Origin of the sequence: Actinomadura rayongensis (assembly GCF_009831215.1) — a bacterium.
Taxonomy (GTDB): Bacteria; Actinomycetota; Actinomycetes; order Streptosporangiales; family Streptosporangiaceae; genus Spirillospora; species Spirillospora rayongensis.
Window position 1 is genome coordinate 1 of the sequence record NZ_WUTW01000012.1, and the last position, 25,691, is coordinate 25,691.

29 protein-coding genes are annotated in these 25,691 nt (G+C 74.1%); 11 read left to right on the plus strand and 18 right to left on the minus strand.

All coding sequences use genetic code 11. The annotated features are described in order from the left end of the window. Nucleotides 1-246: 246 nt before the first annotated feature. A complete protein-coding gene (locus tag GQ466_RS29930) occupies nt 247-693 on the plus strand; it encodes a GNAT family N-acetyltransferase (RefSeq protein WP_161106442.1) in 447 nt (148 codons plus the stop codon). An 11-nt stretch (nt 694-704) separates the two neighbouring features. On the opposite strand, the gene GQ466_RS29935 is transcribed toward GQ466_RS29930, so the two are convergent. Further along, nucleotides 705-1,196, minus strand: coding sequence for a metallophosphoesterase family protein (locus tag GQ466_RS29935; RefSeq protein ID WP_161106443.1), 492 nt, complete (start codon nt 1,194-1,196; stop codon nt 705-707). Between the two features lie 111 nt (nt 1,197-1,307). Between GQ466_RS29935 and GQ466_RS29940 the strand changes: the two genes are divergently transcribed. Both GQ466_RS29940 and GQ466_RS29945 read left to right on the plus strand, forming a co-directional pair. Further along, complete coding sequence (locus GQ466_RS29940; RefSeq protein WP_161106444.1) at nt 1,308-2,165, plus strand: alpha/beta hydrolase; 858 nt, start codon at nt 1,308-1,310, stop codon at nt 2,163-2,165. A gap of 125 nt (nt 2,166-2,290) precedes the next feature. Further along, nucleotides 2,291-2,698 (plus strand): helix-turn-helix transcriptional regulator, encoded by a 408-nt coding sequence (locus GQ466_RS29945; RefSeq protein ID WP_161106445.1) that lies wholly within the window; start codon nt 2,291-2,293, stop codon nt 2,696-2,698. Between the two features lie 42 nt (nt 2,699-2,740). Here GQ466_RS29945 and GQ466_RS29950 read toward each other — a convergent pair whose 3' ends face one another. From GQ466_RS29950 to GQ466_RS29960, 3 genes are all read right to left on the minus strand, one after another. After that, nucleotides 2,741-4,312, minus strand: coding sequence for a purple acid phosphatase family protein (locus GQ466_RS29950; RefSeq protein ID WP_337193680.1), 1,572 nt, complete (start codon nt 4,310-4,312; stop codon nt 2,741-2,743). A 78-nt stretch (nt 4,313-4,390) separates the two neighbouring features. Next, the gene (locus tag GQ466_RS29955; protein WP_202421329.1) at nt 4,391-4,975 is read right to left on the minus strand and encodes a DAK2 domain-containing protein; all 585 of its coding nucleotides are present in this window, start codon (nt 4,973-4,975) and stop codon (nt 4,391-4,393) included. After that, complete coding sequence (locus tag GQ466_RS29960; protein WP_161106446.1) at nt 4,975-6,006, minus strand: dihydroxyacetone kinase subunit DhaK; 1,032 nt, start codon at nt 6,004-6,006, stop codon at nt 4,975-4,977. Before GQ466_RS29960 ends, GQ466_RS29955 begins: the two co-directional genes overlap by 1 nt. Nucleotides 6,007-6,158: 152 nt before the next feature. Between GQ466_RS29960 and GQ466_RS29965 the strand changes: the two genes are divergently transcribed. Then, nucleotides 6,159-6,545: an SCO5389 family protein gene (locus tag GQ466_RS29965; RefSeq protein ID WP_161106447.1), complete on the plus strand. Its 387-nt coding sequence runs from the start codon at nt 6,159-6,161 to the stop codon at nt 6,543-6,545. Between the two features lie 38 nt (nt 6,546-6,583). On the opposite strand, the gene GQ466_RS29970 is transcribed toward GQ466_RS29965, so the two are convergent. The 7 genes from GQ466_RS29970 to rpmG all read right to left on the minus strand — a co-directional run bounded on the left by GQ466_RS29970 (nt 6,584) and on the right by rpmG (nt 10,132). Continuing rightward, a complete protein-coding gene (locus tag GQ466_RS29970; protein ID WP_161106448.1) occupies nt 6,584-7,447 on the minus strand; it encodes a metal ABC transporter permease in 864 nt (287 codons plus the stop codon). After that, a complete protein-coding gene (locus GQ466_RS29975) occupies nt 7,444-8,226 on the minus strand; it encodes a metal ABC transporter ATP-binding protein (protein WP_161106449.1) in 783 nt (260 codons plus the stop codon). The genes GQ466_RS29970 and GQ466_RS29975 overlap by 4 nt, the downstream gene beginning before the upstream one ends. Then, nucleotides 8,223-9,125: a metal ABC transporter solute-binding protein, Zn/Mn family gene (locus GQ466_RS29980; protein WP_161106450.1), complete on the minus strand. Its 903-nt coding sequence runs from the start codon at nt 9,123-9,125 to the stop codon at nt 8,223-8,225. The genes GQ466_RS29975 and GQ466_RS29980 overlap by 4 nt, the downstream gene beginning before the upstream one ends. 135 nt (nt 9,126-9,260) lie before the next feature. Then, on the minus strand, nt 9,261-9,422 hold the full coding sequence (gene rpmF / locus GQ466_RS29985; protein WP_161106451.1) for a 50S ribosomal protein L32: 162 nt from the start codon (nt 9,420-9,422) through the stop codon (nt 9,261-9,263). Nucleotides 9,423-9,426: 4 nt separating this feature from the next. Next, nucleotides 9,427-9,732 (minus strand): 30S ribosomal protein S14, encoded by a 306-nt coding sequence (rpsN, locus tag GQ466_RS29990; RefSeq protein WP_161106452.1) that lies wholly within the window; start codon nt 9,730-9,732, stop codon nt 9,427-9,429. Further along, nucleotides 9,732-9,968 carry a 50S ribosomal protein L28 gene (gene rpmB, locus GQ466_RS29995; protein ID WP_161106453.1) on the minus strand — a complete coding sequence of 79 codons (237 nt, stop codon included), beginning with the start codon at nt 9,966-9,968 and terminating at the stop codon, nt 9,732-9,734. Before rpmB ends, rpsN begins: the two co-directional genes overlap by 1 nt. Further along, nucleotides 9,968-10,132, minus strand: a complete 165-nt coding sequence (rpmG, locus tag GQ466_RS30000) for a 50S ribosomal protein L33 (protein WP_161106454.1) — start codon at nt 10,130-10,132, stop codon at nt 9,968-9,970. Before rpmG ends, rpmB begins: the two co-directional genes overlap by 1 nt. Nucleotides 10,133-10,343: 211 nt before the next feature. Between rpmG and GQ466_RS30005 the strand changes: the two genes are divergently transcribed. Genes GQ466_RS30005 through GQ466_RS30020 form a run of 4 tightly spaced genes read left to right on the plus strand, consistent with a single transcriptional unit; the run spans nt 10,344 to nt 15,269 of the window. Continuing rightward, nucleotides 10,344-13,109, plus strand: a complete 2,766-nt coding sequence (locus GQ466_RS30005) for a bifunctional YncE family protein/alkaline phosphatase family protein (protein ID WP_161106455.1) — start codon at nt 10,344-10,346, stop codon at nt 13,107-13,109. Then, entirely contained in the window at nt 13,102-14,016 is a 915-nt protein-coding gene (locus GQ466_RS30010) for an ABC transporter ATP-binding protein (RefSeq protein ID WP_161106456.1), read from the plus strand. Before GQ466_RS30005 ends, GQ466_RS30010 begins: the two co-directional genes overlap by 8 nt. Continuing rightward, nucleotides 14,013-14,828, plus strand: coding sequence for an ABC transporter permease (locus GQ466_RS30015; protein WP_161106457.1), 816 nt, complete (start codon nt 14,013-14,015; stop codon nt 14,826-14,828). Before GQ466_RS30010 ends, GQ466_RS30015 begins: the two co-directional genes overlap by 4 nt. 3 nt (nt 14,829-14,831) lie before the next feature. After that, entirely contained in the window at nt 14,832-15,269 is a 438-nt protein-coding gene (locus tag GQ466_RS30020) for a hypothetical protein (RefSeq protein WP_161106458.1), read from the plus strand. A gap of 3 nt (nt 15,270-15,272) precedes the next feature. Here the strand turns inward: GQ466_RS30020 and GQ466_RS30025 are convergent, their stop codons facing one another. Next, nucleotides 15,273-15,863, minus strand: coding sequence for a TetR/AcrR family transcriptional regulator (locus GQ466_RS30025; RefSeq protein ID WP_161106459.1), 591 nt, complete (start codon nt 15,861-15,863; stop codon nt 15,273-15,275). An 89-nt stretch (nt 15,864-15,952) separates the two neighbouring features. On the opposite strand from GQ466_RS30025, the gene GQ466_RS30030 reads away from it, so the two are divergent. After that, nucleotides 15,953-16,429, plus strand: coding sequence for a pyridoxamine 5'-phosphate oxidase family protein (locus GQ466_RS30030; RefSeq protein ID WP_161106460.1), 477 nt, complete (start codon nt 15,953-15,955; stop codon nt 16,427-16,429). A gap of 5 nt (nt 16,430-16,434) precedes the next feature. On the opposite strand, the gene GQ466_RS30035 is transcribed toward GQ466_RS30030, so the two are convergent. Together GQ466_RS30035 and GQ466_RS30040 are read right to left on the minus strand one after the other, a co-directional pair. Beyond that, nucleotides 16,435-16,800: a phosphomannose isomerase type II C-terminal cupin domain gene (locus GQ466_RS30035; RefSeq protein ID WP_161106461.1), complete on the minus strand. Its 366-nt coding sequence runs from the start codon at nt 16,798-16,800 to the stop codon at nt 16,435-16,437. After that, on the minus strand, nt 16,797-19,373 hold the full coding sequence (locus tag GQ466_RS30040) for a glycoside hydrolase family 2 protein (protein ID WP_161106462.1): 2,577 nt from the start codon (nt 19,371-19,373) through the stop codon (nt 16,797-16,799). The genes GQ466_RS30035 and GQ466_RS30040 overlap by 4 nt, the downstream gene beginning before the upstream one ends. Before the next feature lie 90 nt (nt 19,374-19,463). On the opposite strand from GQ466_RS30040, the gene GQ466_RS30045 reads away from it, so the two are divergent. Together GQ466_RS30045 and GQ466_RS30050 are read left to right on the plus strand one after the other, a co-directional pair. Next, complete coding sequence (locus tag GQ466_RS30045; RefSeq protein ID WP_161106463.1) at nt 19,464-20,015, plus strand: TetR/AcrR family transcriptional regulator; 552 nt, start codon at nt 19,464-19,466, stop codon at nt 20,013-20,015. Nucleotides 20,016-20,106: 91 nt separating this feature from the next. Next, nucleotides 20,107-20,964: an ROK family protein gene (locus GQ466_RS30050; RefSeq protein WP_202421330.1), complete on the plus strand. Its 858-nt coding sequence runs from the start codon at nt 20,107-20,109 to the stop codon at nt 20,962-20,964. Here GQ466_RS30050 and GQ466_RS30055 read toward each other — a convergent pair. The 4 genes from GQ466_RS30055 to GQ466_RS30070 are packed head-to-tail and all read right to left on the minus strand — an operon-like array spanning nt 20,961 to nt 25,681. Beyond that, nucleotides 20,961-22,079 (minus strand): LLM class flavin-dependent oxidoreductase, encoded by a 1,119-nt coding sequence (locus GQ466_RS30055; protein WP_161106464.1) that lies wholly within the window; start codon nt 22,077-22,079, stop codon nt 20,961-20,963. The genes GQ466_RS30050 and GQ466_RS30055 overlap by 4 nt on opposite strands. Further along, nucleotides 22,076-23,137 (minus strand): LLM class flavin-dependent oxidoreductase, encoded by a 1,062-nt coding sequence (locus tag GQ466_RS30060; RefSeq protein ID WP_161106465.1) that lies wholly within the window; start codon nt 23,135-23,137, stop codon nt 22,076-22,078. Before GQ466_RS30060 ends, GQ466_RS30055 begins: the two co-directional genes overlap by 4 nt. Nucleotides 23,138-23,150: 13 nt before the next feature. Then, entirely contained in the window at nt 23,151-24,341 is a 1,191-nt protein-coding gene (locus GQ466_RS30065; protein WP_161106466.1) for an LLM class flavin-dependent oxidoreductase, read from the minus strand. After that, entirely contained in the window at nt 24,338-25,681 is a 1,344-nt protein-coding gene (locus GQ466_RS30070; protein WP_161106467.1) for an NtaA/DmoA family FMN-dependent monooxygenase, read from the minus strand. The genes GQ466_RS30065 and GQ466_RS30070 overlap by 4 nt, the downstream gene beginning before the upstream one ends. Nucleotides 25,682-25,691: the final 10 nt, after the last annotated feature.

A 25,691-nucleotide genomic window follows, 5' to 3' on the forward strand; every position in this document is an offset into this window, starting at 1 on the left:
AAACCCGCAATTCCCGGCGCACCACAACACACCAGACACGGCGCAAGCCGACACTGGAGAAGGTTGTCGTGGAGGTCTCCCGGGGCCGGCCGCTGCGCGACGCGAAACGTCCTGCATCCCTCCGGGGACAAGTGAACAACTTACGCCCTCTCGGCCGTGTCGTCAAATCCGGCCCCCCGACCGGACGCGAGCGTGGCGCGTTCGTAGGTTGGGGCCGACCGCACGGCGGTTCCAGCTGGGAGGGCCATGACCACGATCCGCGCAGCCACGCCGGACGACCACGCCCGCATCGTCGCCGTCATGGACGACTGGTGGGGCCGGACGATCCACACCCTGCTCCCCCGGCTCTTCCTCGACCACTTCCACCGCAGCAGCCTCGTCGCCGAGCGGGACGGTCGGCTCGCCGGCTTCCTGGTGGGGCTGCTCTCCCCGTCCGTCCCCGGGCTCGCCTACATCCACTTCGTCGGCGTCTCTCCGGCCGCGCGCGGGGAAGGGCTCGGCCGGGAGCTCTACGAGCGGTTCTTCGCGCTCGCCCGGCGGGACGGACGGGAACGCGTCCGCTGCATCACGTCGCCGCAGAACACGGCGTCCATTGCCTTCCACACAGCGATGGGCTTCACCGTGACCGCGCCGATCGACGACTACGACGGTCCGGGAGTCGCGCGGGTGGTGTTCGATCGTCCGCTCGGCTGAGGGGCGGGCGATCAGGTCACTGGGACGATGCGGGCGTCCAACAGCGCTCCGTCTGCGATCGTCAGCAGGCCGATCGTGCCGTGGGGTTGGCAGCGACGGTCGGTGGGCGAGCCCGGGTTGAAGATGCGGACGCCGTCGCCCGTGGCGTCCAGCGGAATGTGCGAGTGGCCGAAGACGACCAGGCGCGCGGACGGGAACCATCGACGCATCCGGGCCGTCCGCCCGACCTTGGCGCCCGAGTCGTGGACCATCGCGACGGGAAGCCCGTCCAGGGAGAGTTCGAGGCGTTCGGGCGCGCCCCAGGCGGCGACGTCGGGGCCGTCGTTGTTGCCGAGGACGGCGTGGACGGGCGCGAACGACGACAGCTCGTCCAGGACCCCGGCGGTGCAGACGTCGCCCGCGTGCAGGATCGCGTCGGCGCCGCGCAAATGGGCGGCGACGGCGGCCGGGACGCCTTTCCAGCGGCGCGGCGCGTGCGTGTCCGACAGCACGACGACTTTCATGCGTCCCATTGTCCCCCGTCGTCCGGAAGGGGCTTATGCGCGGGCGGCGGCGCGTCTACGCTCGCGATCACGTCGCGGACCGTCCGCGCCCCCGATCGCCGAGGAGCCCCGATGTTCACCTTTCCCAGTACCGACGGCGTCGAAATCCACGTCAGCGTGTGGGAGCCGGACGGCGAGGCGCGGGGCATCGTGCAGATCGCGCACGGGGTGGGCGAGCACGCCGAGCGGTACGCGCATTTCGCGGAGACGCTGACGGCGCACGGTTATGTCGTCTACGCCAACGACCATCGCGGGCACGGCCGCACGCTCAAGGGCGCGCCGGGCGACCTCGGCGACGACGGATGGAACCTGCTCGTCGCCGACATGGCCGCCTTGTCGGAGAAGGCAAAGGAGCGGCATCCGGGTCGTCCGCTGGTGCTGCTCGGGCACAGCCTGGGGTCGTTCGCCGCGCAGCAGTACGTCCTGGACCAAGCGGATCTGCTCGCGGGCCTGATCCTGTCGGGGACGACGGCCGTGGACGGGCTTCTGGAGCGCATGTTGGCCGTGCTCGCCGAGGACCCGGAGGCCGATCCGATGGCGGCGTTCAACCGTCCGTTCGAGCCGGGCCGCACCGGGTTCGAGTGGCTGAGCCGGGACGAGGCGCAGGTCGACGCGTACGTCGCGGACCCGCTGTGCGGTTTCGGCCTGGACGACCGCGCGACCGGCGACCTGTTCACGGCCGCCGTCCGGCTCGCCGAACCGGCGGGGATTCCGGCGGACCTGCCGGTGTACATCGTCGTGGGCACCGAGGATCCGCTGAACGTCGGGCTGGAGCTGAGCGACCGCCTCGTGGAGCGGTACCGCAACGCGGGCCTCACCGATGTGACGTACCGGAAATACCAGGACGCACGCCACGAAGTGCTCAACGAGCTGAACCGCGACGAGGTCGAGCGCGACCTCGTGACCTGGATCGACCGTGTGACCGGGTGATCACCGGAGGCGGACGATTCCGCACTTCCCATGACGTCGTCCAGAACCTATAGTTACTCTCAGTCATCAGATCGTCACGTGCACGCGGCCGTGCCGCGGGCGGCTCAGACCGATCGGAGCGACAGATGCAGGACGAGCGAGCGGCCCCCGACCTCCCCTCGCCGACGATGGCGGAACTGGCGCGCGAGGCGATCGCGCACCTGGAGGGGCTGGCCCGCGTCGTCGCGCGGATGCAGGGCCTGGCCGAGCCCGCGGGCGCGCCCGCGGGGAACGCGGCGCGCGCGGAGCCGGGCGGGCTGCCGTCGGGCTCGCCGCACCTGGACCGGCTGACCCGCCGGGAGCGCGAGGTGCTCGCGCTGCTGGTGCGGGGCATGCCGAACCGCAGGATCGCGCGGTCGCTGAACATCACGGACGCGACCGTCAAGAACCATCTGCACGCGGTGTTCGTCAAGCTCGGCGTGGCGGACCGCACCGAGGCCGTGGCGAAGGTGCTCGCGCAGCCAGGGCCGCATCCCGGGCCGCACTCCCCCTGACCCTGGCCGGAAGCCGCGCGGGCTCCCGGCCGGGACGAAAGGTCAGCGACGGCGCGTGAGCGTGAACCGGTCGATCTCGGTGCCGTTCTCGGCGAGCGCGCGGACGGCGAGGCTCGGCGCGCGGCCGTGGGAGCCCGGGTCCACGTCGACGCGGATGAACGAGTAGCCGGTGAACCGGACGCGCGACCACTCGACGGTCTCGGGGATTTTGTTGCCCGACTTGTCCCAGGCGTAGGTCTGCACCGCGTCGAGGGGCTTCTCGTTGCCCTCGTAGCTGTCGGTGACGGGGAAGCTGTAAAGGCTCTTGCCCGCGCCGCCGGCGGTGACGTAGACGACGCCGTCGGTGTCCGTCCGGACGGTTCCGCCGATCGGGAGCGCCTTGCCCACGGCGTTCTTGGCGATGGCGTCGGTCCGCTCGTAGACGTGGTTGTGGCCGTTGACGACGAGGTCGACCTGGTACTTCTCGAACAGCGGCACCCAGGCGTCGCGGACGCCGCCCTCGGACGCGTGCTGGTTCGTCGTGGAGAACGCGCAGTGGTGGAAGAACACGACGATGAAGTCGATGTCGCGGCGCGCGCGGAACGCTTTGAGCTGCTTCTCCAGCCACGCCGTCTGCGCGCCCTTGGACAGGCCGAGGTTGGCGGGGATCTCCCACGAGACGTCGTTGGCGTCGAGCGAGATGACGGCGGTGCCGCCGTACACGAACGAGTACACGCCGGGCAGGTTCGCGGGGTCGGGGCCGTTGCCCGGGAGCTGGAACCGGGCCTCCTCGCCGCCGTAGCCGTTGGGCGAGTACCACGCCTCCATGTCGTGGTTGCCGTAGGAGACCATCCACGGGACCTGCTTGGCGACGGTCTCGGTCTGGGCGAGGAACTGGTCCCACAGGCGGGTGTCGAACGTGTCGGTGGGCTTGCCCTGCCCGGACGAGTCCGCGTAGCAGATGTCGCCCGCGTGCAGGTGGAACGCGGGGTTCTGCGCGAGGATCAGGCTGTCGTTGCCGAGCGCGTGGTAGCTGACGCCCTGGTCGCCGAAGGCGGTGAAGGTGAAGGGGCGGCGGCTGGACGGCGCGGTGGTGAAGGTGCCGAGCGTCCCGGCGAGGTGCGGCGCGGCGGGGTCGAAGCCGTCGTGGCCGACGCCGTAGTAGTACGTCGTGCCGGGCTGGAGGCGGCTGAGGCGCGCGTGCAGGAAGTACTGGGTGACGTCCGGGCTCGCGCCGACGCCCGCGGGCGTGTGCAGGCTGCGGACCTCGGCGGGGATGCGGTGCGACAGGTTCCACGGGTGCGTGCCGACGCGCAGGAACGGCCTGGCGACGGCGACCGGGACCTGCCAGGAGACGGTCATCTCGGTGCGCGGGTCGGCGCCGAAGGCCAGGTGGCGTCCGGTGGGCGCGACGAGGGCGCCGTCGACCTTCGGCGCGGTGCGCGGGACGGCCGGGGTCGCGGCGCGGGCGGTGTCGGTGAGGACGCCGGTGGCGGCGAGGGCGCCCGCGGCGACGGCGCCGCCGCGCAGGACGCCGCGCCGCGAGAGGCGGGAGCGCAGGTACTCGTGCTGCTCGGCCATGCTCATGCGCTCAGCGAGCCGGTCCGGGATCCCCATGCGTGGTGTGTTGTTCACGGTGGCCAGCGTGGCGCGCGGGACCGTTCCACGAGTGCCGTTGCGGTGAATTTCCTCGATACAGCGGGTGACGCGGGTTCAGAGCGGCGGCGGCACGGCGGCGTCCGGTTCGGCGACGGACGCGACGGCCCAGAACAGCAGCGCGATCCCGGCGGCGCCCGGATCGGCGGCGCCGAGCGCCCGGTCGCCGAGGTAGCTGGCGCGGCCCCGGCGGGCGCGCAGGCCGGCGGTGCGGGCGGCCCCGTCGGCGGCGGCGCGCGCGGCGGCGGCGAACGGGTGCGGGCCGTGCAGGGCGTCGACGGCGGGGGCGAGGGCGTCCACGAGCGTGCGGTCGCCGATCTCGGCCTCGCCGACGCGGCGGATCGCGGCGAGCCCGGCGGCGGCGCCGGCCGCGAACCCGTCAGCGCGGGCGATCTCGGTGAACAGCAGGCCGAACAGGGGGCCGCTGGTGCCGCCGACCTCGTCCAGGAACACCTCGCCGAGGACGGCGAACGCGGGGCCTCCCGCCCGGTCGTGGCGGGCGACGGCGGCGCGGAGCCCGGCGCGCAGGTTGTCGCCGAAGTCGCCGTCGCCGCTGTGCCGGTCCAGGCGGGTCAGCTCGCCGTGGGCGGCGTCGACGGCGGTGGCGTAGCGGCGCAGGACGGCGTCCTGGTCGAGTTCCATCAGGCGGCTCCGTTCGCGCGGGGGAAGGCGGGCGTGACGGCCGGGGCGTCCCACCAGGGCCGCCATTCGGGCCGCAGGCGGGTCAGGGTGAGCGAGAACCCGGCCATGTCGAGGGCGGGGACGAACGTCCCGACGAGCGCGTCCGCGACCGCGAGCCCGCGCCGGTCCAGGTCGTCCGCGACGAGGTCGTAGATCCCGTACAGCTCCAGCGGCGTGGTGCCGCCGAGGCCGTTGACGACGACCAGGACGTCGTCGGGGCCGTCCGGCAGCGCGGCGGCGACCGCGTCGAGCATCCGGGCGACGAGGTCGGCGGTGGGCGGGCGGGGCACCGACGTCGCGGCGCGCTCGCCGTGGATGCCGACGCCGTACTCGAGCGCGCCCGGCTCCAGCTCGAACGCGGGCCGTCCGGTGTGCGGGGACGTCTGGGCGCGGGACGCGACGGCGAGGCTGCGCGAGGCGGCGGCGACGCGGGCGCCGAGGTCGGCCAGCTCGTCCAGTCCGAGACCCGCGTCGGCCGCGCCACCGAGCAGCTTCTCCACGACGACCGTGGCGGCGGTGCCGCGCCGTCCGGTGGCGGTGTCGGCGGAGTCGGTGGCGAGGTCGTCGTCCACGAGGACGCGGCGGGACGCGACGCCTTCGAGCCTGAGCCGTTCGGCGGCGATGCCGAAGTTGATGCGGTCGCCGGTGTAGTTCTTCACGATGTGCAGGACGCCGTCCGGCCCGGCGGCGGCGCGGCTCGCCGCGAGGATCTGCCGGTTGTGCGGGGACGCGAACACCTTGCCGGGCGCGACGGCGTCGAGCATCCCGCGGCCGAGGAACCCGGCGTGCAGCGGCTCGTGGCCGGATCCGCCGCCGGAGACCAGGCCGACGCGGCGCGCCGGGGCGCGGTCGCGGGCGACGAGGTGGGGCGGGTCGTCGCGCAGTTCCACCAGGGCCGCGTGGGCGCGGGCGAAGCCGCGCAGCGCGGGCGGGACGGGGTCGCCGTCCGCGGGGAGGAAGGGGCCGCCGGGGGTCGTTCGGTCCGTCGCCATGCCTCCGGTGTACCCGCTCGCGTCCCATCCGTCCCGGCCGTCCCGCGCGCAGCGTAATGAAAATCATTGCTATTGATCTCCGGTGCCCGCCGGGTTAGCGTCGGGGAGCGGTCCTTCCGCGGCACGTCTCGCCGATCCGAGGAGTTTCCGTCTTGTCCCTTGACGTTTCCCCCGACCTGCTCGCCAAGGCGCAGCGGGGTCCCGTCGACGACGCCGAGTTCATCGCCTGCATCCGGGAGTCGCTCCCCTACGCCTGGAACCTGGTCACGGAGCTGATCGCCCGGCTCCAGACCGAGGGCGGCGAGTTCGCGGACAACCTCACCCCGCCACCGGACGAGCAGGCCCGCGGCCAGCTCCTGCGCATGCTCGCCAGCGACGCGATGCGCACCTCGATCGAGCGTCATTTCGGGGTGGCGCTGGCGTTCCAGAACTGTCACCGGCTGGCCGTGTTCCCGCAGCAGGGCACCCCGGCGCACGAGGCGTTCGTCACCGCGCGCGAGCAGATCCTCAACCAGTCGCCCGAGCTGCGCGACTGCTGAGCGGAGGGCGGGGGCCGCCGGAGAACGGCCCCCGCCCGTCACGCGGGCGCCCGGCGCGCGGTCCAGCCCCGGCGCGTCCGGACGGCCCCGACGATCCGGCACGCCACGTAGATGAGGAACGACAGCGTCGTGACGTAGGGGCTGATGGGAATGCTCGCGCCGAGCGCCAGCAGGATCCCGCCGAGCATCGCGGACGTCGCGAACACGACGCTGAGCACCGGCGCGAGGACGGGCGACGCGGTCACCCGCAGCGCCGCCGCCGCGGGCGTGCAGAGCAGCGCCAGCACGAGCAGCGCGCCGACGATCTGCACCGACGCGGCGACCGCCAGGCCGAGGACGAGCATGAACGCCAGCGACAGCGCGCCCGCCGGGACGCCCCGCGCGGCGGCGACGTCCGGGTCCACGCTCGCGAACGTCAGCGGGCGCGACATCACCGCCAGGCACACCACGACGAGCACCGAGATCGCGACGAGCCAGGACAGCCGGGGCGTGTCGATCGCGACGATCTGACCGGTGAGGACGCCGAACTTGTTGACCGACCGTCCCTTGTAGAGCGCGAGGAACAGCACGCCGAGGCCGAGCCCGGTCGGCATCAGCACGCCGATGAAGGAGTTGCGGTCGCGCGCGCCCGCGCCGAGGACGCCGATGAGCGCGGCGGCGGCCAGCGCCCCGGCCAGCGAGCCCACGACGACGTCGAACCCGAACAGCAGCGCGGCGGCGGCCCCGGCGAACGACAGCTCGCTGACGCCGTGGACGGCGAACGTCACGTCCCGCAGCAGGACGAACGTCCCGACGAGCCCGCCGACGAGCCCGAGCACCGCGCCCGCGACGAGCGAGTTGCGCACGAGCGACAGCAGCTCCCCGTAGTGCTCGAAGGAGAAGATCTCATGCCAGACACTCATGCGGCCCCCTCCGCGCGGAGCGGGGGTGCGCCGACGACCGCTATGTGGTCGCCGGCGCGGACGACTTCCACCGGCGTTCCGTAGAGGTCAGACAGCACGGGCGAGGTCAGGACGTCGTCGGGCGCGCCGATCCGGAACCGTCCGCCCGCCAGGTACAGGACGCGGTCGGCGAGGCCGAGGATCGGCTCGATCTCGTGGGTGACGAACACGACGGCGGTGTCGCGGGCGCGGCGGCGCTCGTCGATGAGCCCGGCGACGGTGGCCTGGCTGCCGGGGTCGAGGGACAGCAGCGGCTCGTCGCACAGCAGGATCCGGGGGTCGGACGCCAGCGCCTGCGCGACCCGGACGCGTTGCCGCTCGCCGCCCGACAGCAGCCGCAGCGGGACGTCGGCGTAGGGCTCGGCGCCGACGGCGCGCAGCGCGTCCTCGACGCGGGCGCGGACGGCGCCGCGCGCGCGGCCGAACCCCCAGCGGTGGCCGTCCACGCCGAGCCGGACGACGTCGCGCGCCCGCAGCGGGGTGAGCGGCGACACCTCCAGGCGCTGCGGGACGTACCCGACGAGATCGCCGCGGCGGGGCGCGCGGCCTTCGATCTCGACCGTCCCCTCCGTCAGCCGCTGGAGGCCTAGCAGGACGCGCAGGAGGCTGCTCTTGCCGGTGCCGTTGGCGCCGAGGACGGCCAGGAACTCCCCGGCCCGCACCTCCAGGTCCAGCCCGCGCCAGAGCACGCGGCTGCCGTAGGCGAGGCCCGCGCCGCGCAGCGCGATGGCGGGCGTCATGAGAGCGCGGCCCGGAGCGCGGCGATCGTGCCGGCCATCCAGGTCTGGTAGGTCTTCCCGGCGGGCATCGTCTCGGTGACCGGCACGGAAGGGATCCCGGCGGTCTTCGCCGCCGCCTCCAGCTTCCCGGTCTCGGGCCCGGCGGTCTGCGCGTTGTAGACGAGCGCCTTGACCTTCTTCCCGGTGAACAGCGCGAGCGTCTGCCGCAGGACGCGCGCGGGGACGTCGTCGCCCTCCTCGACGGCCTCGCTGAACTCGTCGGGCGTCTCGTTCTTCAGCCCGGCGGCGTCGAGCAGGTAGAGCGGGACGGGCTCGGTGATCGCGACGCCGGCGCCCGCGTGCGCGGCCTTCAGCGCGGCCGTCTCCCGCTCCAGCGGCGCGAGCGCGCCCTTGAACGCCGCCGCGTTCGCGGTGAACGTCGCGGCGTGCGCGGGGTCGGCCGTGCCGAGCGCCCCGGCGAGGCCGTCGGCGAGCCTCGCCATCGACGGGACGTCGTACCAGACGTGCTCGTTCAGCTCGCCGCCCGCGGGCGCGGTCCGCCCGGAGATCCGGACGGCGTTGAGGACGGTCGCCGAGGAGTTGCGCGCCGTCTTCAGCATCCGGTCCACGAAGTCGTCGTAGCCGCCGCCGTTCTCGATGACGACCCTCGCGCGGGACAGGTCGAGCTGCGTGCGGGTGCTGGCCTCGTAGGAGTGGGGGTCCTGACTCGGGTCGCTGATGATCGACGTGACCCGCACCCGGTCGCCGCCGATCTGGCGGGCGATGTCGCCGTAGACGTTCGTGGACGCCACGACCGCGACCGTCCCGTCGCCCGCCGGGGAGTCGCCGGACCCGCCGCACGCGGTGAGCAGTCCGGCGCCGAGGACCAGCGCTCCGCCGAGGAGGGACGTTCTGGGCATGGGGGTCTCCCAAAGATTTTGATAACCGTTTTCATTTCGTACTATGCCACAGCCCGGCCAATCGGTCATCTCGGACGACGGCACGGCACGAAAAAGCGGGCCCCGGCACCCCGGGACCCGCTCGACGCGCCCCGATCAGGGCAGCAGGCCGCGCTCGTACGCGCGGACGAGACGGCGCGGCACGCGGACCGTCCGCCCGTCCACGGTCACGGTCACGAGGCCCGGCCGCTCGGCCTTCCACCGCGCGCGCCGGGCCCGCGTGTTCGCCCGCGACGTCCTCCGCTTCGGAACGGCCATGCGATCACCAGCTCGCCTTCGTCACGCCGGGCAGCTCGCCCCGGTGGGCCATCTCCCGGAACCGCACCCGCGACAGGCCGAACTTGCGCAGGTGGCCGCGCGGGCGCCCGTCCACCGCGTCGCGGTTGCGGACGCGGGTGGCGCTGGCGTCGCGCGGCTGGCGGCGCAGCTCGCGGACCGCCGCGTCCCGGTCGTCGGGCGCGGTGTCCGCGGACGCGATGATCCGCTTCAGCTCGGCGCGGCGGGCGGCGTACCGCGCGACCGTCGCCCGGCGGCGCGCGTCCGCCGCGATCTTGCTCCGCTTGGCCATCAGACCTTCTCCCCCCGCGCCCGGATCCGGGCGACCGCCGCCTCGACGCCGATCGCGTCGACCGTCCTGATCGCCCGCGCCGACAGCCGGAGCCGGACGAACCGCCGCTCGCTCGGCAGCCAGTAGCGCTTGCGCTGGAGGTTCGGGTCGAACCGGCGCGACGTGCGGTGATGCGAGTGGGACACGCTCTTGCCGAACGCCGACGCGGCGCCGGTGAGCTGGCAGCGGCGCGCCATCAGCGCTCCTCGCGGTACGGCACGTGGCGGCGCACGACGGGGTCGTACTTGCGCAGCGTCAGGCGGTCGGGGTCGTTGCGCCGGTTCTTGCGGGTCACGTACGTGTGCCCCGTCCCGGCGGTCGATCGCAGCTTGACGACCGGCCGCAGCTCGTTGCGGGCCATGCGGCTCTCCTCTCGTCGGTGGACGCTCCATGGTAGCGATAACGGTTTTCATTCCGCGCCGCATTCCGGTGTGGGCGACGTCACCCGCGCGCCGGATCCCGATGCCGTTCACGGGCCCGTCATCTGCGGTTGGCCCCCGTGATCGGGTGCGCGCCTAGGGTCCGCCAGCGGGCCGGTCGTCCATACCGGCCCGGAATCCAGAGGGGATTCGATGCGCCGAAGAACGCTCTCCACGTCCGCGCTCGGGGCCGTCGCCGTGCTCGCGACCGCCACGGCCGCGTTCGCCGCCGCCCCCGGCGACGCGAACACGCCGCTGGCCGACCACCTCGTCGGCCGTCAGCAGGACGGTTCCGTCCTCACGTCCAACAACCAGTACGTCACGCCCGCCGGGACGAGCATCGAGCAGTCCGGCCGGCCGATGGACCTCGCCGTGCGCCCGGACGGACGCACCGCCGTCGACCTCACCAAGTCCGGCGCGGGCCTGTTCACCGTCGTCGACCTCGCCGGCGGCAAGGTCCTCCAGCAGTACACGCCGCCGAAGGGCACCGGCAGCGGCACCATCGGCGTGGCCGGCCTGCTCTACAGCCGCGACGGGAACACGCTGTACGCGACGCAGAGCAAGAACCTGCTGAAGTTCCCGGTGGCCGCCGACGGCACGCTCGGCAAGCCGTCCGTGCTCGCGCTCCCCGCCGACGCCGACGTCCCGAAGGACGCGAACGGCACGGCCGCCGCGCCGCTGCCGACCGGCCTCGCCTGGTCGCCGGACGGGTCGCGGATCCTCGTCGTCCTGGACGGCTGGAACCGGCTCGGCGTCCTCGACCCCGGGACGGGCGCGCTCACCGCGCAGACGCCGGTCGGCGTGGCGCCGCGCGACGTCGTCGTGGTCGGCGGGCACGCGTTCGTCGGCAACGAGGGCGGCCGGACGCCGCGCGCAGGCGAGCGCACGAACCTCAGCTACGACTCCCCCGTCGTCGCCGAGCGGCGCGACGGCCGCGCGTCCACCGGGACGGTCTCGGAGATCGACCTCGCGGCGAACAAGGTCGTCCGCACCTACAGGGTCGGCCTGGACCCGAGCAGTCTGCTCGCCCACGGCACCGAAGTGCTCGTCACCAACTCCAGCGACGACACCGTCTCGGTCATCGACACCGTGCGCAAGCAGGTCGCGCGGACGTTCAACGTCAACCCGCTGCCCGGCCAGCCGTACGGCAGTTCGCCGAACGCGCTGGAGTTCCTGGACGCCGGCCATCTCGTCGTCAGCCTCGGCCGCAACAACGCGCTGGCCGTCTACGAGTACACCGGCGCGCACCGGCCCATCGCGTTCGACGGGCTGATCCCGACCGGCTGGTATCCGGGAACGGTCCGCTGGAACGCGCCGCTCGGCAGGCTCGTCGTGGCGAGCCAGGCGGGCGTGGGAGCGCTCGGCCCGGCGCGGACGATCAGCCAGGGCCCCGGCACGACGCCCGCCACCGGCCACCAGGTGTACGCCGACGTCGGCACGGTCGGGCTCATCGCCAAGCCGACGCCGAAGGAGATGGCCGCCTACACCTCGCAGGTCTTCGCCAACAACCGGTGGAACGGCCTGAAGGAGCGCAACAAGACGGGCTCGCGGGGCGCGGCGCCGGTCGCCGTGCCGCTGCGCACCGGGTCGCCGTCGAAGATCAAGCACGTGTTCGTGATCGTCCGGGAGAACCGGACGTACGACCAGGAGCTGGGCGACGACCCGCGCGGCAACGGCAACCCCGCGTACGCGCAGTTCGGCGCGAACGTGACGCCGAACGCGCACGAACTCGTCCGGCGGTTCCCGCTGATCGACAACCTGTACTCCGACGGCACCAACTCCGCGTCCGGGCACACCTGGCTCGACGCGGGGTTCGTCAACGACTACCTGGAGCGGTCGTACGCCAACTACATCCGCAACTACGGGCAGCCGGACGCGATGGTGTACCCGAAGTCCGGGTTCCTGTGGGACAACGCGCGGGCGCACGGCCTGTCCGCGCGGGTGTGGGGCGAGTACGCCGAGTGGTTCACGGCGCCGGACGGCAAGGACTGCCCCGGCACGTGGACGCAGTGGTACCAGGACTCCAAGATCCTTGAAGGCAAGGCGACGGGCCAGCTCCACTCCCCGATCGGCCACTGCCAGACCAGGACCGACATCCCGTCGCTGGACGGGATCCTGGCGCACGATTTCCCGAACTTCCAGACGCAGATCCCCGACCAGTACCGCGCGGACCTCTTCGAGCGGGACTTCGGGCAGTACGTGAAGAACGGGAAACTGCCCGCGCTGAACATGCTGTGGGTGATGGACGACCACACCAACGGCCTCAACGCCGGGTACCCGACGCCGTCGGCGATGGTGGCCGACAACGACCTCGCCACCGGGCGCATCATCGACACGATCTCGCACTCCAGGTATTGGAAGGACAGCGCGATCTTCGTGGTCGAGGACGACTCGCAGAACGGCGTCGACCACGTGGACGGGCACCGCAACGTGACCCTGATCGCGAGCCCGTACGCCAGGCGGGGCGCGGTCGACCACACGTACTACAGCCAGCTCAACGTCGTCCGGACGGTCGAGCAGATCCTCGGCCTGCCGCCGATGAACCAGCTCGACCTGGCCGCCGAGCCGATGTTCGGCGCGTTCACCGACACGCCGGACCTCACGCCGTACGAGGTCCAGCCGAACAAGATCCCGCTGGACACGCTGAACCCGTCGGCGGCGCAGGTGACGAACGCGATGCAGAAGTCGTGGCTCGCCTGGTCGGAGAAGCAGGACTTCCGCTCCGAGGACAATCTCGCGTTCGCGCCGTTCAACCGGCTCACCTGGTACGCCTCGACCGGCTGGACGAAGCCGTACCCGGGCGACGCGAAGGTCATGACGCCGCAGGAGGTGCTGCGGCGGTTCCCGCAGACGACCGTCGTCAACGGGACCGAGAACGACCTGCCGCGCAGCCGCGTGCCGCACAGGACGCATGCCTGACGCCCCGGTCGAGGCGTCCGGGCTCGTCCGGCGGTTCGGCGCCGCGACGGCCGTGGCCGGGGTCGACCTGCGGGTCGGCCCCGGCCGGGTCCACGGCCTGGTCGGTCCGAACGGGGCGGGGAAGACGACGCTGCTGGCGATGATCCTCGGGCTCGTCCGGCCGGACGCGGGCGCGGTGCGGCTGTTCGGCCGCACCCACGCGGCGGACGGCGCGCGGGCGCTGGACGGCGTCGGCGGCTTCGTGGAGGCCCCCGCGTTCTACCCCTACCTCACCGGCCGCGCGAACCTGGCGCTGCTCGCCGACCTGGACGGCGGCGGCGCCCGGGGCCGGGTCGGCGCGGCGCTGGAGCTGGCCGGGCTCGGCGCCGCCGCCGGGACGCGGGTCGGCGGGTACTCGGTCGGGATGCGGCAGCGGCTCGGGCTCGCGGCGGCGCTGCTGCGCGACCCCCGGCTGCTGGTCCTGGACGAGCCGACGAGCGGGCTGGACCCGTCCGGCCGCCGGGACGTGCGGGCGCTCGTGGCCCGGCTCGCGGGCGAGGGCGTCGCGGTGCTGCTGAGCAGCCACGACATGGACGAGGTGGAGGACCTGTGCGACGACGTCACGATCGTCGCGGGCGGCCGGGCGGTGTTCGACGGGACGCTCGCGGACCTGCGCGGCCGGGCGCCCGCCCCGGCGTTCCGGCTCGCGACCGGCGACGACCGGGCGGCGCTGGCGCTGGCGGCGGACGTCCCGGGCGTCGCGGCGGAGGCGCGCGATGACGGGCTGCTCGTCCGCGCCCCGCGCGAGCGGCTGGACGCCTACGTGATCGCGCTCGGCCGCGCGGGCGTCGCCGTCCGCGCGCTCGCGCTGGAGTCGTCGGCGCTGCGCGGCGCGTTCTTCGCCCTCACCGAGGGGGCGGACGCGTGACCGGGACGTGGACGGTGTTCCGCTGGGAGCTTTACAAGATCACGCGGCAGGCGAAGGCGCAGATCGTCCTCGCGGCGTGCCTGCTCGGGCCGTTCCTGTTCGTCGCGGCGCTGAACGCGCAGAGCAACGTGCCGCAGGACACGCTGTTCGGCCGCTGGGTCCACGACAGCGGGTTCGCGGTCCCGCTGGTCGTGCTCGGGTTCGCCGGGCAGTGGGCGCTGCCGGCGATCACGGCCGTCGTCGCCGGGGACATGTTCGCCGCCGAGGACCGGTACGGGACGTGGAAGACGATCCTCACCCGCTCGCGCGGCCGGACGCAGGTCTTCGCCGGCAAGGCCCTCGCCGCGACCGCGTTCTCCGTGGCCGCGACCGTCGTGCTGGCGCTGGCGAGCCTCGCGGCGGGCGTGCTGCTCGTCGGGCGGCAGCCGATGGTCGGCCTGTCGGGGACGCTGCTGCCCGCCGGGCGCTGCGCGGCGCTGGTGCTGGCGAGCTGGGCGTCGGTGCTGCCGCCCGTCCTCGCGTTCACCGCGCTCGGGCTGCTGCTGTCGGTCGCGGGCCGCAGCGGCGCGCTCGGCGTCGGCGGGCCGGTCGTGGTCGGGCTGGTGCTCCAGCTCGTGTCGTTGGTGAACGCGCCGGTGCTCGTCCGGACGCTGCTGCCGACGACGGCGTTCGGGGCGTGGCACGGGCTGTTCGCCGATCGTCCGTTCTACGGGCCGTTGCAGCAGGGAACGCTGGTCAGCGCCCTCTATTTGGCCGTGTGCGCGGGCGCAGCGTACGCGCTGCTGCGCCGCCGCGACATCACGGGAGGCTGAGCGATGCGGAGATTCGGCGCGGTGGTCGCGGCGGCGGCGGTCCTCGCCACGGGCTGCGGGACGTCCGGCGTCACCCGCGCGCGGCTGAACGACGCCATCGCCCCGACGTTCGCACACCTGTACGTGCTCCAGCAGTCGTTGCGCGGCCGGACGGTCCGCGCGGCCGACCTGCGGGCGCGGGCCGACTGCGGGCGCGGCGGCCCGGACGTCGCCGACAGCGGCGCGGGCAACGACTGGGCCTGCACGATCACCTGGTTCAACACCGGGCCGGGCGTGGCGGTGAACGCGTCGTACCAGGTGCACGTCCAGACCAACGGCTGCTACACCGCCGACGGCGACGGGCCCGCCGACCTCAACGGGCAGCAGACGATCACCGCCGCCGACGGCGCGACCGTCGCGAACCCGCTGTGGGAGTTCGACGGCTGCTTCGACACGACCTGAGGCTCAGCCGGGGGCGTCGGGGACGAGCGTCGGCAGCGCCGCGCGCAGCGCCGCGAGGGCGGTGGTCGTCCCGGCCGTGCGGTCCAGGACGAGCGCGCCCTCGATCGCGGCGAGCAGCAGGTGGGCGAGCCCGGCGGCGCGGTCCTCGGCGTGGCCCTCGCGGACGAGCGCCGCCTGGATCGTCGTGCCCCACGACCCGAACTGCCGGATCGCCTCGTCCCGGATCGTCCGGCCCGCGATCGGCGACTCGACCGCCAGCATCGCGATCGGGCAGCCCTCCAGGCCGTCGCTGGCCGCCATCGACTCCATGAGGATCTCGATCGTCCGGTCGATCCCGCCGCGGGTGCCGAGCGCCGCGACGTCCGCCGCGATGCGGTCGCCGATCCGCTCGCCCTCGCGGCGGACGACCTCGGCGGCGACCTCGCGCTTGCCGCCGGGGAAGTGGTGGTAGAGCGACCCGACGACCGTGCCGCTCTCGTCCAGGAGCTGCTTCACGCCGGTCGCGGCGTAGCCCTGCCGCATGAACAGCTCGCCCGCGGTGCGGAGCAGGCTCTCCCGGGCGTCGTGATCGGCGCGCCGGTCCGTGTCGGCCATCGTGGCACCCCTTCCCGGACGCCGATTGTAGGGCGGCCGGCGGGCCGCGCCGGGCGCCGGTCTACGATCGCCCGAACAGAGGGGGAGCCATGTCGCGACGCGACCAGATCCGCATGACCGACGACGAACTGGACGCGTTCCTGCACGCGTCGCGGACCGTCACGTGCGCCACGCTCGGGCCGAACGGCCGGCCGCACCTGGTTCCGCTGTGGTTCGTCCCGCTCGACGGCGCCGTCGCGTGCTGGACCTACCGCCGGTCGCAGAAGGTCGCCAACCTGCGCCGCGCGCCGCAGGCGACCCTCCAGTTCGAGGACGGGACGGACTACGCCGAGCTGCGCGGCGCGACGATGGAGTGCGACGCCGAGGTGCTGGACGACGCGGCCCGGACCGTCGAGATCGGCCTCGCGCTGACGGCCCGGTACGCGCTGGACGGTGGCTCGGCCGCGCAGGTGCCGGCGGAGCTGGCCGAGTTCGTCCGGGGGCAGGCGGAGAAGCGGGTCGCGCTTCTCTTCCGGCCCACGCGGACGGTCACGTGGGACCACCGCAAGCTCGGTGGAGCCTACTGATCCGGTTATTGCGCGACGGCTCCGGCGTCAGTGCGGCCGTAGTCGTCGTCCAGGCGCTCGATGTCGTCTTCACCGAAGTACGTCCCGGTCTGCACCTCCACGAACACGGCCGGGACGTCGCCGTGGTTGGCGGCGCGGTGCGCGCTGCCCGCCGGGACGTCCACCGACTGGCCCGGCAGCAGGACGGCCTCGGCGCCCTCGATCGTCACGTGGAGCGTTCCGGCCAGGACGTACCAGTGCTCGGAGCGGTGCCGGTGGCGCTGGTAGGACAGGCGGCTGCCGGGGGCGACCTCGATGCGCTTGGTCTTGTGCGCGGGCGACTCGTCCACGACGGTGTAGCTGCCCCACGGGCGCGTCTCGGTGGTGGTCATGCGGTTCCCCTCCCAGTGGTGCCAAAGGTCGCGACGCGCAGCGCCGCGGGGTCGAAGCCGTCCGGCAGGCCCTCGGCGCGGACGCCGACGCGCTCGCCGTCGCGCAGATCAAGATAGTTGCGGCCGAAGACCGCTCCGGGCGCGGGCGGCACGATCCGCGCGAGGTAGCTGTACCCGGTGGAGGTCAAGGTGAGGTCGGCGCGGCCGTCAACGTTCGGTCCGGACGTCAGCTCGACGCGCCCGGCGGCGAGCGGCAGGTCCTTGACCGGGGCGAAGAACAGCCGGTTGGGCTCGGTCGCGCCGTCCGCGTCCGACACCCAGGCGTAGCGGTCGGGTCCGGGCGCGTAGGTCTGCGGCGCGGCGGACCAGACGGGCCGGGACGCGCCCGCCCGCGCGACGGCGGCCACGCGCTCGTCGATCACGTGCTCTCCCGCGAACGTCGCGACCTCCACGCGCAGGTCGAGGGGGACGTCGCGGCGCCCGCTGTTGGTGACCCAGAGTTCGAGGCGTCCGTCGTCGGCGCGGACGAAGCTCGTCAGGACGGTCCGGTACGCGCGCTGCGCGAAGTGGAACCCGGCCTTGGGGATCAGGTCGTGGTCCACGACCGACCAGGACAGGCCCGGCCACGGGTCGTTGAACTGCCACAGCAGCGTGCCCGAACAGTGCGGCTGGCGGCGGCGGTAGTGCTCGATCCCGAACTTCAGGCCCTCCGCCTGGCACGCCATCGAGAAGTCGGCGTACTGCTCCAGGTCGGCGGGCAGGCCGGTCTCGGCGAACATCAGGTCGTCGCCCTTGTTCTTGGGGACGTCCTTGTTGCGGTGGTCGAACTCGGGGCTGTGCGGCGCGAGCGAGCCGGGCGGCGTCCAGCGGCGCAGCGTGCCGAGGTCGGGCGCGGCGTGCAGGCCGAACTCGCTGATGAACTTGCCGCGGTCGTGGCGGTAGCGGGCGAAGTGGACGGCCGCGCCGCGGCCGGGGAACGCGGCGGGGCCGCCCGCGCCGACGTCGACGCCGTGCCAGACCTCCCAGGCGTGCCGGTCGCCGTCCGCGACGCCGTTCGTCCCGGCCGGGTCGGAGTCGGCCCACGGGCTGCCCGGCCAGTACGGCACCTCCGGGGAGCGGCGTTCGACGGCGGCGGGCAGCAGGTCGTGGAAGAACGACCAGCCCCAGTCGCCCGGCTCCAGGTTCCCGTGGACGAACCCGTGGATCGCGTGGACCTCGTTGTTGCCCGCCCACAGCGCCAGGCACGCGCGGTTGCGCAGCCGCCGGACCTGGTGGTCGGCCTCGCGAGCGACCTCGGCGCGCAGTTCGGGGTCGTCGCTCGGGTAGTCGACGCAGGCGAACATGAAGTCCTGCCAGACGAGCACGCCGGGGTCGTCGCAGGCGCGGTAGAACGCGTCCTGCTCGTAGATCCCGCCGCCCCAGACGCGCAGCATCGTCATCTCGCCGCGCCGGGCCGTCGCGACCAGGGACCGGACGGTCGCGGGCTCGACCGAGCCGGTCAGCATGCTCGCCGGGACCCAGTTGGCGCCGCGCGCGAAGATCGGGACGCCGTTGAGGACGAACCGGAACAGCCGGCCGCCCGCGTCGTCGGGCGAGCGGTCCAGGGCGATGGTGCGCAGGCCGACGCGGTCCTCGGAACGGTCCAGGACCGTCCCGTCCGGCGCGGTCAGCGCGATGGACACCGCGTAGAGCGGCTGGTCGCCGAGGTCGTGCGTCCACCACAGGTGCGCGTCGGCGAGGGAGATGACGGTTCCGCCGCGTCCGGACGGGCCGAGCGGAATGCCGGCGGCGTGCTCGCGCCCGTCCGGCGCGGTGAGGACGACGTCGGCGCGCAGCTCGCCCGCGACGGCGAACGCGTCGGCCTCCACGTCGATCGCGACCTCGGCGGTGCGCGCGGCGGCGTCCGCCGCGACCGCCCGGACGTGGTGCCCGGCGAGGACGGCGGCGCGCTCGCGGCGCAGCTCGACCGGGCCGGTGATCCCGACGGACGGGACGCGCGGCGCGAAGTCCCAGCCCCAGGAGAACGCGGCCTTGCGGCGCAGCGTGAACGCCGGGTCCGTCGACAGGACGCCCGGCGGCGGCGCGTCGCCCGGGGCGAGGAGCTTGCGCGTCCGGGCGATCGCGTCGGCCACCCCGGCGGGCGCGGTCAGGCCCGCCAGCGGCGGAGCGAACCGGACGAGCAGGACGTTGCGCTCGCGGACATGGCTGGTGACGTCGAAGACGCCCGGGCGGAACTGCGACGCGTGCGTCCCGACAAGGACGCCGTTGAGCCAGACCGACGCGACGGTGTCGAGCCCGGAGCAGACGAGGCGCAGCCGCTCGTCCCACTCCAGCTCGCCGGGGCCGTCGAAGACCGTCCGGTACCACCACGTCGCGTCCTCGACCCAGCGCACCGACCGCTCGTTGTCCCCGAAGTAGGGATGGCCGATCAGCCCGGCGTCGAGCAGGCTCTCGTGGACGCCGCCGGGCACGCGGGCGGGCCGCCAGGTCGTCCCGGCGGCGAGCGCGGCGGGCGTCGCGGCGGCGTCGGCGGCCAGCTCGAACGGGCCGAGCGGGCGGGCGGTGCTGGTCATGTCGGTCCTTTCGGGGCGCCGGGCGGTCCCCACCCTAGAGACCAAAACCGAGTGTCGCTAGGTTTTAGCGCCCCGCGATAGGTTGCGGCCATGGCCACCAAGTCGCAGCGCGGCCCGTACTCCAAGGGCGTCGCGCGCCGCGCGGAGATCCTCCGGGTCGCGCTGGAGGCGTACCAGACCTCGGGCCGGCAGGGTCCGTCGCTGCGGTCGATCGCGGCGGCGGCCGGGCTGACCGAGGCGGGCGTCCTGCACTACTTCGGCAGCAAGGACGAGCTGCTGGTCGAGGTCCTCGTCGCGCGCGACCGCGAGTACGCCGCCGCCCACGACCTCACGACGCTGGACGGCATCTGGTCGGCCCTCGCCCACACCACCCGGACGCCCGGCCTCATCAAGCTGTTCGTGGACATGACGGCCGCGGCGGCCGACCCGGCCCACCCCGCGCACGCGTTCATGCGCCGCCGCACCCGCGCCCTCCTCGGCCTGATCGAGAACATCACCGGTCCGGGGCACGCGTGGCAGGGGCGGATCCTGCTCGCCGCCGCCGAGGGGCTGCAGATCCAGTGGCTGCGCGACCCGTCCACCGACATCGTCGGCGACCTGCGGCGCCTCGCCGCCGGGCTCGGGCTCCCGGTGGACGACTGACGGGCCCAAAACCGAGGGCCGCCCGGTTTTGCCGGGAACGTCCGAGGTCGGCTAGGTTCCGTGGCCGGACCCCGAGCGGCAGAGGTGAGCGGTGACCGGAATCCCGGTGCTGGAGATCGGCGGCACGCACGTGTGCGCCGCCGTGGTCGACGGGCGGCAGATCGTTGGAACGATCCAGAAGCGTCCGCTCCGCGCCGACGGCACCGCCGAGGAGTTCCTGGCGGCCGTCGCCGGCGCCGCCGCGCCGCTCGCCGCCGACCCCGCCGCGACCTGGGGCGTCGCGATCCCCGACCCGTTCGACTACGCGCGCGGCATCGCGCTGTTCGAGGGCGTCGGCAAGTTCGAGGCGCTGCGCGGGCTGGACGTCGGCGCCGCGCTCGGCGCGCGGATCGGCGCCGCCGGGTTCGCCTTCCTCAACGACGCCGACGCGTTCGCGCTCGGCGAGTGGGCCTACGGCGCCGCCCACGGGACGCGCCGGTGCGTCGGCGTGACGCTCGGCACCGGCGTCGGCTCCGGCTGGATCGTGGACGGACGGGCCGTGACCGAGGGGCCGGGCGTCCCGCCGGACGGCAAGGTCCACCGCCTCACCGTCGATGGGACGCCGCTGGAGGACCGCATGTCGCGCCGCGCGATCCGGGCGGCCCACCGGGCGGCGGGCGGCGACCCCGGCGCGGACGTCGCGGACATCGCCGCCGCCGCCCGCGCCGGGGACGCCGCCGCGACGGCCGTCCTGCGCGCGGCCCTCGGCGCGCTCGGCGCCGCCCTCGGCCCGTGCCTGCGGGCGTTCGGCGCCGAACTGCTCGTCGTCGGCGGCTCGATGACGGGCTCCTGGGACCTGTTCGAGCCGTGGTTCCGCGCCGCCGCGCCGGACCTGCCGCCGGTCGCGGTCGCCGCCGACGCGACCGCGTCCGCGCTGGCGGGCGCGGCGCGGCACGCGCGAGCGGGCTAGCCCCAGGCCGCCGCGAGCAGTTCGTAGGAGCGGACGCGGGCGGCGTGGTCGTGGGTGATCGTCGTGATGAGCAGCTCGTCGGCGCCCGTCGCGCGCCGCAGCGTCTCCAGTCCGGCCGCGACCGTCTCGGGCGACCCGACGAACTGGGTGTCCACCCGGTCGGCGACGAGCGCGCGGTCCTCGTCGGTCCATTCGTGGGCGGCGGCGTCGGCCTCGGTCGGGTACGGGATCGCGGCGAGGCTCGTGCGGATGCTGCGCACCCACAGCCCGTACGGCGAGGCGAGGACGCGGGCCTCCTCGTCGGTCGGGGCGGCGACGACGTCGGCCGAGACGACGACGTAGGGCTCGTCCAGGACGTCCGACGGCTTGAACGCGGCCCGGTACGCCTCGACGGCCTCCACCACGTTCGCCGGGCTGACGTGGTAGTTCGCCGCGAACGGCAGGCCGCGCTCCCCCGCGACCCGCGCGCTCTCCCCGCCGCTGCTGCCGAGGATCCAGAGCGCGAGGTCCGCGTCCTTCCCCGGGACGGCCTGCGCGCGGTGCCCGTCCACCGACTCGTAGGCGCCGGTCAGGAGCCGGACGATGTCGTCCACCACGTCGGCGAAGTCCGGGGACTCCGCGCCCGGCTGCTGGAGCAGCGTCGTCAGCAGCGCGAACCCGGCCGACTTGGCGAGCAGCGGGCCGAAGTCGTACGGCTTGGGCAGGAGCAGGCCGTCCACGACGCGCGCCTCGCGCGGCGGCGGCGGGTTGTCGGCGCGCCGCAGCGCCTCGGCCCGGCGCTGCCCGGAGCGGCCGAGGCCGAGGTCGATGCGGCCGGGGTACAGGGCGTCGAGGGTGGCGAACTGCTCGGCGACGGCGAGCGGCGTCCAGTGCCCGGTCTGCACCGCGCCGGACCCGACGCGCAGCCGGGACGTCGCGGCGGCGACCGCGCCGATGAGCACCTGCGGCGCGGAGCTGGCGACGCCGGGCGCGAGGTGGTGCTCGGCGAGCCAGTACCGGCGGTACCCGGCGGCCTCGGTGCGCCGGGCGAGGTCGAGCGTGTTGCGGACGGCCTGCGGCGCGGTGCCGCCCGCCGGGATCGGGACGAGGTCGAGGACGGACAGCGGAACGGTCATGACGGCGACTCCACGGAGGGGGCGGGGAACGGACGGCTCGGGATCTCCTTGCGGAGCACGGGCGCGACGTCGCGCTGGAACAGCTCCAGCGACGCGCGGTGCAGGTGCGGGGGAAGCCCGTCGGCGTCGGCCTGGACGTGCATGACCTCGTGCCCGAACCGGTCGTGGTAGCGGTGGACCTTGTCGATGATCTGCTGGGGGCTGCCGACGAGGATCGAGCTGCGTTCGACGGCGTCCTCCAGCGTGGGGAAGACGGGCTCGATCCCGACGCGGCGGAACAGCGCGAGCCGCGCGTCGTACACCGGACGGTACGCGGCGAGGGCGTCCTGGGAGCGCTCGGCGACGTACAGCCCGGCGCTGCCCGCGCCGATGAGCGCCTGGTCGGGATCGTGGCCGTGGTGGGCGAGCCGTTCGCGGTAGTGGTCGATCAGCGCGGCGTACGGCTCGATGGGATTGGTGACGTTGGCGGAGAACAGCGGGTCGCCGTGGAGCGCGGCCAGCTCCACCGACTCCTCGCTGGTGGCGCTGCCGTGCCAGACGCGCGGGACCCGCAGCGGGCGCGGCAGGATCTCGGCGTCGGTCAGGGACGGCCGGTAACGGCCCGACCAGGTGACGCGGTCCTCGCGCCAGAGCCGCCGGAACAGCTCGTAGCCCTCGCGGTTGCGCTCCCACTGGTCGTCGGCGGTGACGTGGAACACCTGCGCCTGCGCGGCGCCGTTGCCCTTGCCGATCATGAGTTCGAGGCGTCCGCCCGCCAGGTGGTCCAGCGTGGCGTAGTCCTCGTAGGCGCGGACGGGGTCGAGCAGGCTCAGCGTCGTCACGGCCGTGAACAGGCGGATCGTGGACGTCCGCGCCGCGATGTGGCTGAGCACGACGGGCGGCGCGGCCGACAGGAACGGCCGCTCGTGCCGCTCGCCGACGCCGAACCCGTCGAAGCCGAGCCGTTCGGCGAGGACGGCGTTGTCGACGACCTCGCGGAACCGTTCGGTGACGGGCTTGTAGCGTCCGGTCAGCGGATCGGGCGCGTGGACGATCAGGCTGATGGCGAGGAACTTCATGCGCGCGCCCCCGTCATGGCGCCGCCGCGTACCGGTTGGCGGGCCGGGGCAGGCCGAAGCGGGCGCGCAGCGTGTCCTCGGCGTAGGCGTCGCGGAACGCGCCGCGCCGCCGCAGCTCGGGCACGAGCCCGTCGGCGATCGCGGTGAGGTCGTGCGGGAGGACGCCCGGCCGCAGCCGGAACCCGGCGAGCCCGGCGGCGCTCCAGTCCAGGAGCAGGTCGGCGAGTTCGGCGGGCGTCCCGGCGAAGATCTCGGCGTCGGAGGCGAGCGGGTCGACGCGGTCCAGGCGGGCGAGCCGGGCCGCGGCGGCGCCGGGCTCGTCGTCCAGGAACACGACGAGGTCGCCGAGGACGGTGAGCGGGGCGCCGGTCCGTCCGGTCTCCGCCTCGGCCGCGCGGACCTCGGCGGTGATGGACGCGGCCTCGTCGCGCCCGTGCGGCGTCACGAACACGACGTCCGCGCCGCGCGCCGCGAACCGGTAGATCGGCGCGCTGTGGGCGAGGGCCGTGACGAGCGGCTGGCCCTGCGGCGGACGCGGCGTGATCGACGGCCCCCGGACGCTGAAGAACTCGCCCTCGAAGTCGATGTAGTGCAGTTTGTCGCGGTCCAGGAAGCGGCCGGTGGCGGCGTCGCGGATCTCGGCGTCGTCCTCCCAGCTGTCCCAGAGCCGCCGGACGACCTCGACGTGGTCGCCGGCCTCGGTGAGCAGCCCGGCCACGAACGCCTCGGCCTCGGGCGTGCCGAAGTCGGCGGGCGCCAGCTCGGGCAGGACGCGGCGGCCGAAGTGGGCGGCCTCGGCGGCGCGCGGGGAGATCTGCGGGCGCCAGCCCGCGCGGCCCCGGCTGACGAAGTCCAGCGACGCGATCCCGATGCCGACGTGGAACGGCTCGGTGTGGGTGGTGCTGGTCGTCGGGACGATCCCGATGCGCGTCGTCGTGGGCGCGACGCGGGCGGCGATGAGCACCGCGTCGAGCCGTCCGCGGACCTGGTCGGTGCGGTGGTCGAAGGCGAGCGGGACCGACGACTGGGGGCCGAGGCCGTCCTCCAGCGTGACGAGGTCGAGGGCGGCGCGCTCGGCCTCCCGCACGAGGTCGGTCCAGTAGCCGGCGGTGAAGACGTCGCCGGGACGGGCGCCGGGCTCGCGCCAGGACGCGGGGTGCCAGCCGGTGCCGTCCAGCGCGACGGCGAGGTGGAGGTGGGTCACGAGGTCTCCTCAGCGGTGCGGGCCGGGCCGAGCCCGAGGTGGTCGCGCAGCGTCGGCCCGGTGTAGTCGGCGCGGAACACGCCCTTCTCCTGGAGCAGCGGGACGACGTGCTCGGCGAGGTCGTCCAGCCCGCCCGGGGTCAGGTGCGGGACGAAGATGAACCCGTCGGCGGCGTCGGTCTGGACGAACTCGTCGATGCGGTCGGCGACCGTGCGGGCCGTGCCGACGAACGTCTGCCGCGCGGTCGTCTCGATGGCGAGTTCGCGGATGCTGAGCCCGCGCTCCTCGGCGAGCGCGCGCCACTGCCGGACGGTCGCGGCGCGGTCGCCGCGGAACTGGGCGCGGCCCTTGGACACGCCCTCGCCGAGGTCGGGCTCGACGTCGGGGAGCGGGCCGTCGGGGTCGTAGCCGGACAGGTCGCGTCCCCACACCGCCTCCAGGAACGCGATGGCGGTCTGCGGGGAGACCTGGGCGCGGCGGATCTCGGCGGCGCGCTCGGCGGCGTCCTCGTCGGTGTCGCCGAGGACGTAGGTGACGGCCGGGAGGATCTTCAGCTCGTCGGGCCCGCGGCCGTACTTGGCGAGGCGGCTCTTGACGTCCTTGTAGAACGCGCGGCCGTCCTCCAGCGTGCTGTGGCGGCTGAAGATGACGTCGGCGTCGCGGGCGGCGAACTCGCGTCCCTCGTCGGAGTCGCCCGCCTGGATGATCACTGGATGGCCCTGCGGCCCGCGCGGCGTGGCGAAGCGGCCGTGGATGTCGAAATGGCGGCCGTGGTGGGCGAACTCGCCCGCGCCCTCGCGGACGAACTGCCCGGCGGCGGGGTCGGCGAGCAGGTCGCGGTCGGTCCAGGAGTCCCAGAGTTCGCGGGCCGTTCGCAGGAACTCGGCGGCGCGGGTGTAGCGGTCGGCCTCGTCCAGGAAGCCGCCGCGCCGGAAGTTCTCGCCGGTGAACGCGTCGTAGCTCGTCACGACGTTCCACGCGGCGCGCCCGCCGCTGAGGTGGTCCAGCGACGCGAGCCGCCGCGCGACCTCGTAGGGCTCGTTGAACGTCGAGTTGACGGTCGCCGCCAGGCCGAGATGCGTCGTCACGGCGGCGAGCGCGGACAGGACGGTCAGCGACTCGGGCCGTCCGGCGACGTCGAGGTCGTGGATGCGGCCCTTCAGCTCGCGCAGCCGCAGGCCCTCGGCGAGGAAGAAGAAGTCGAACTTGGCGCGCTCGGCCGTCCGCGCCAGGTGGACGAACGAGGCGAAGTCGATCTGGCTCCCCGAGCGCGGGTCGGACCAGACCGTCGTGTTGTTGACGCCCGGGAAGTGCGCCGCGAGATGGATCTGTCTGGGCATTCGGACTCTC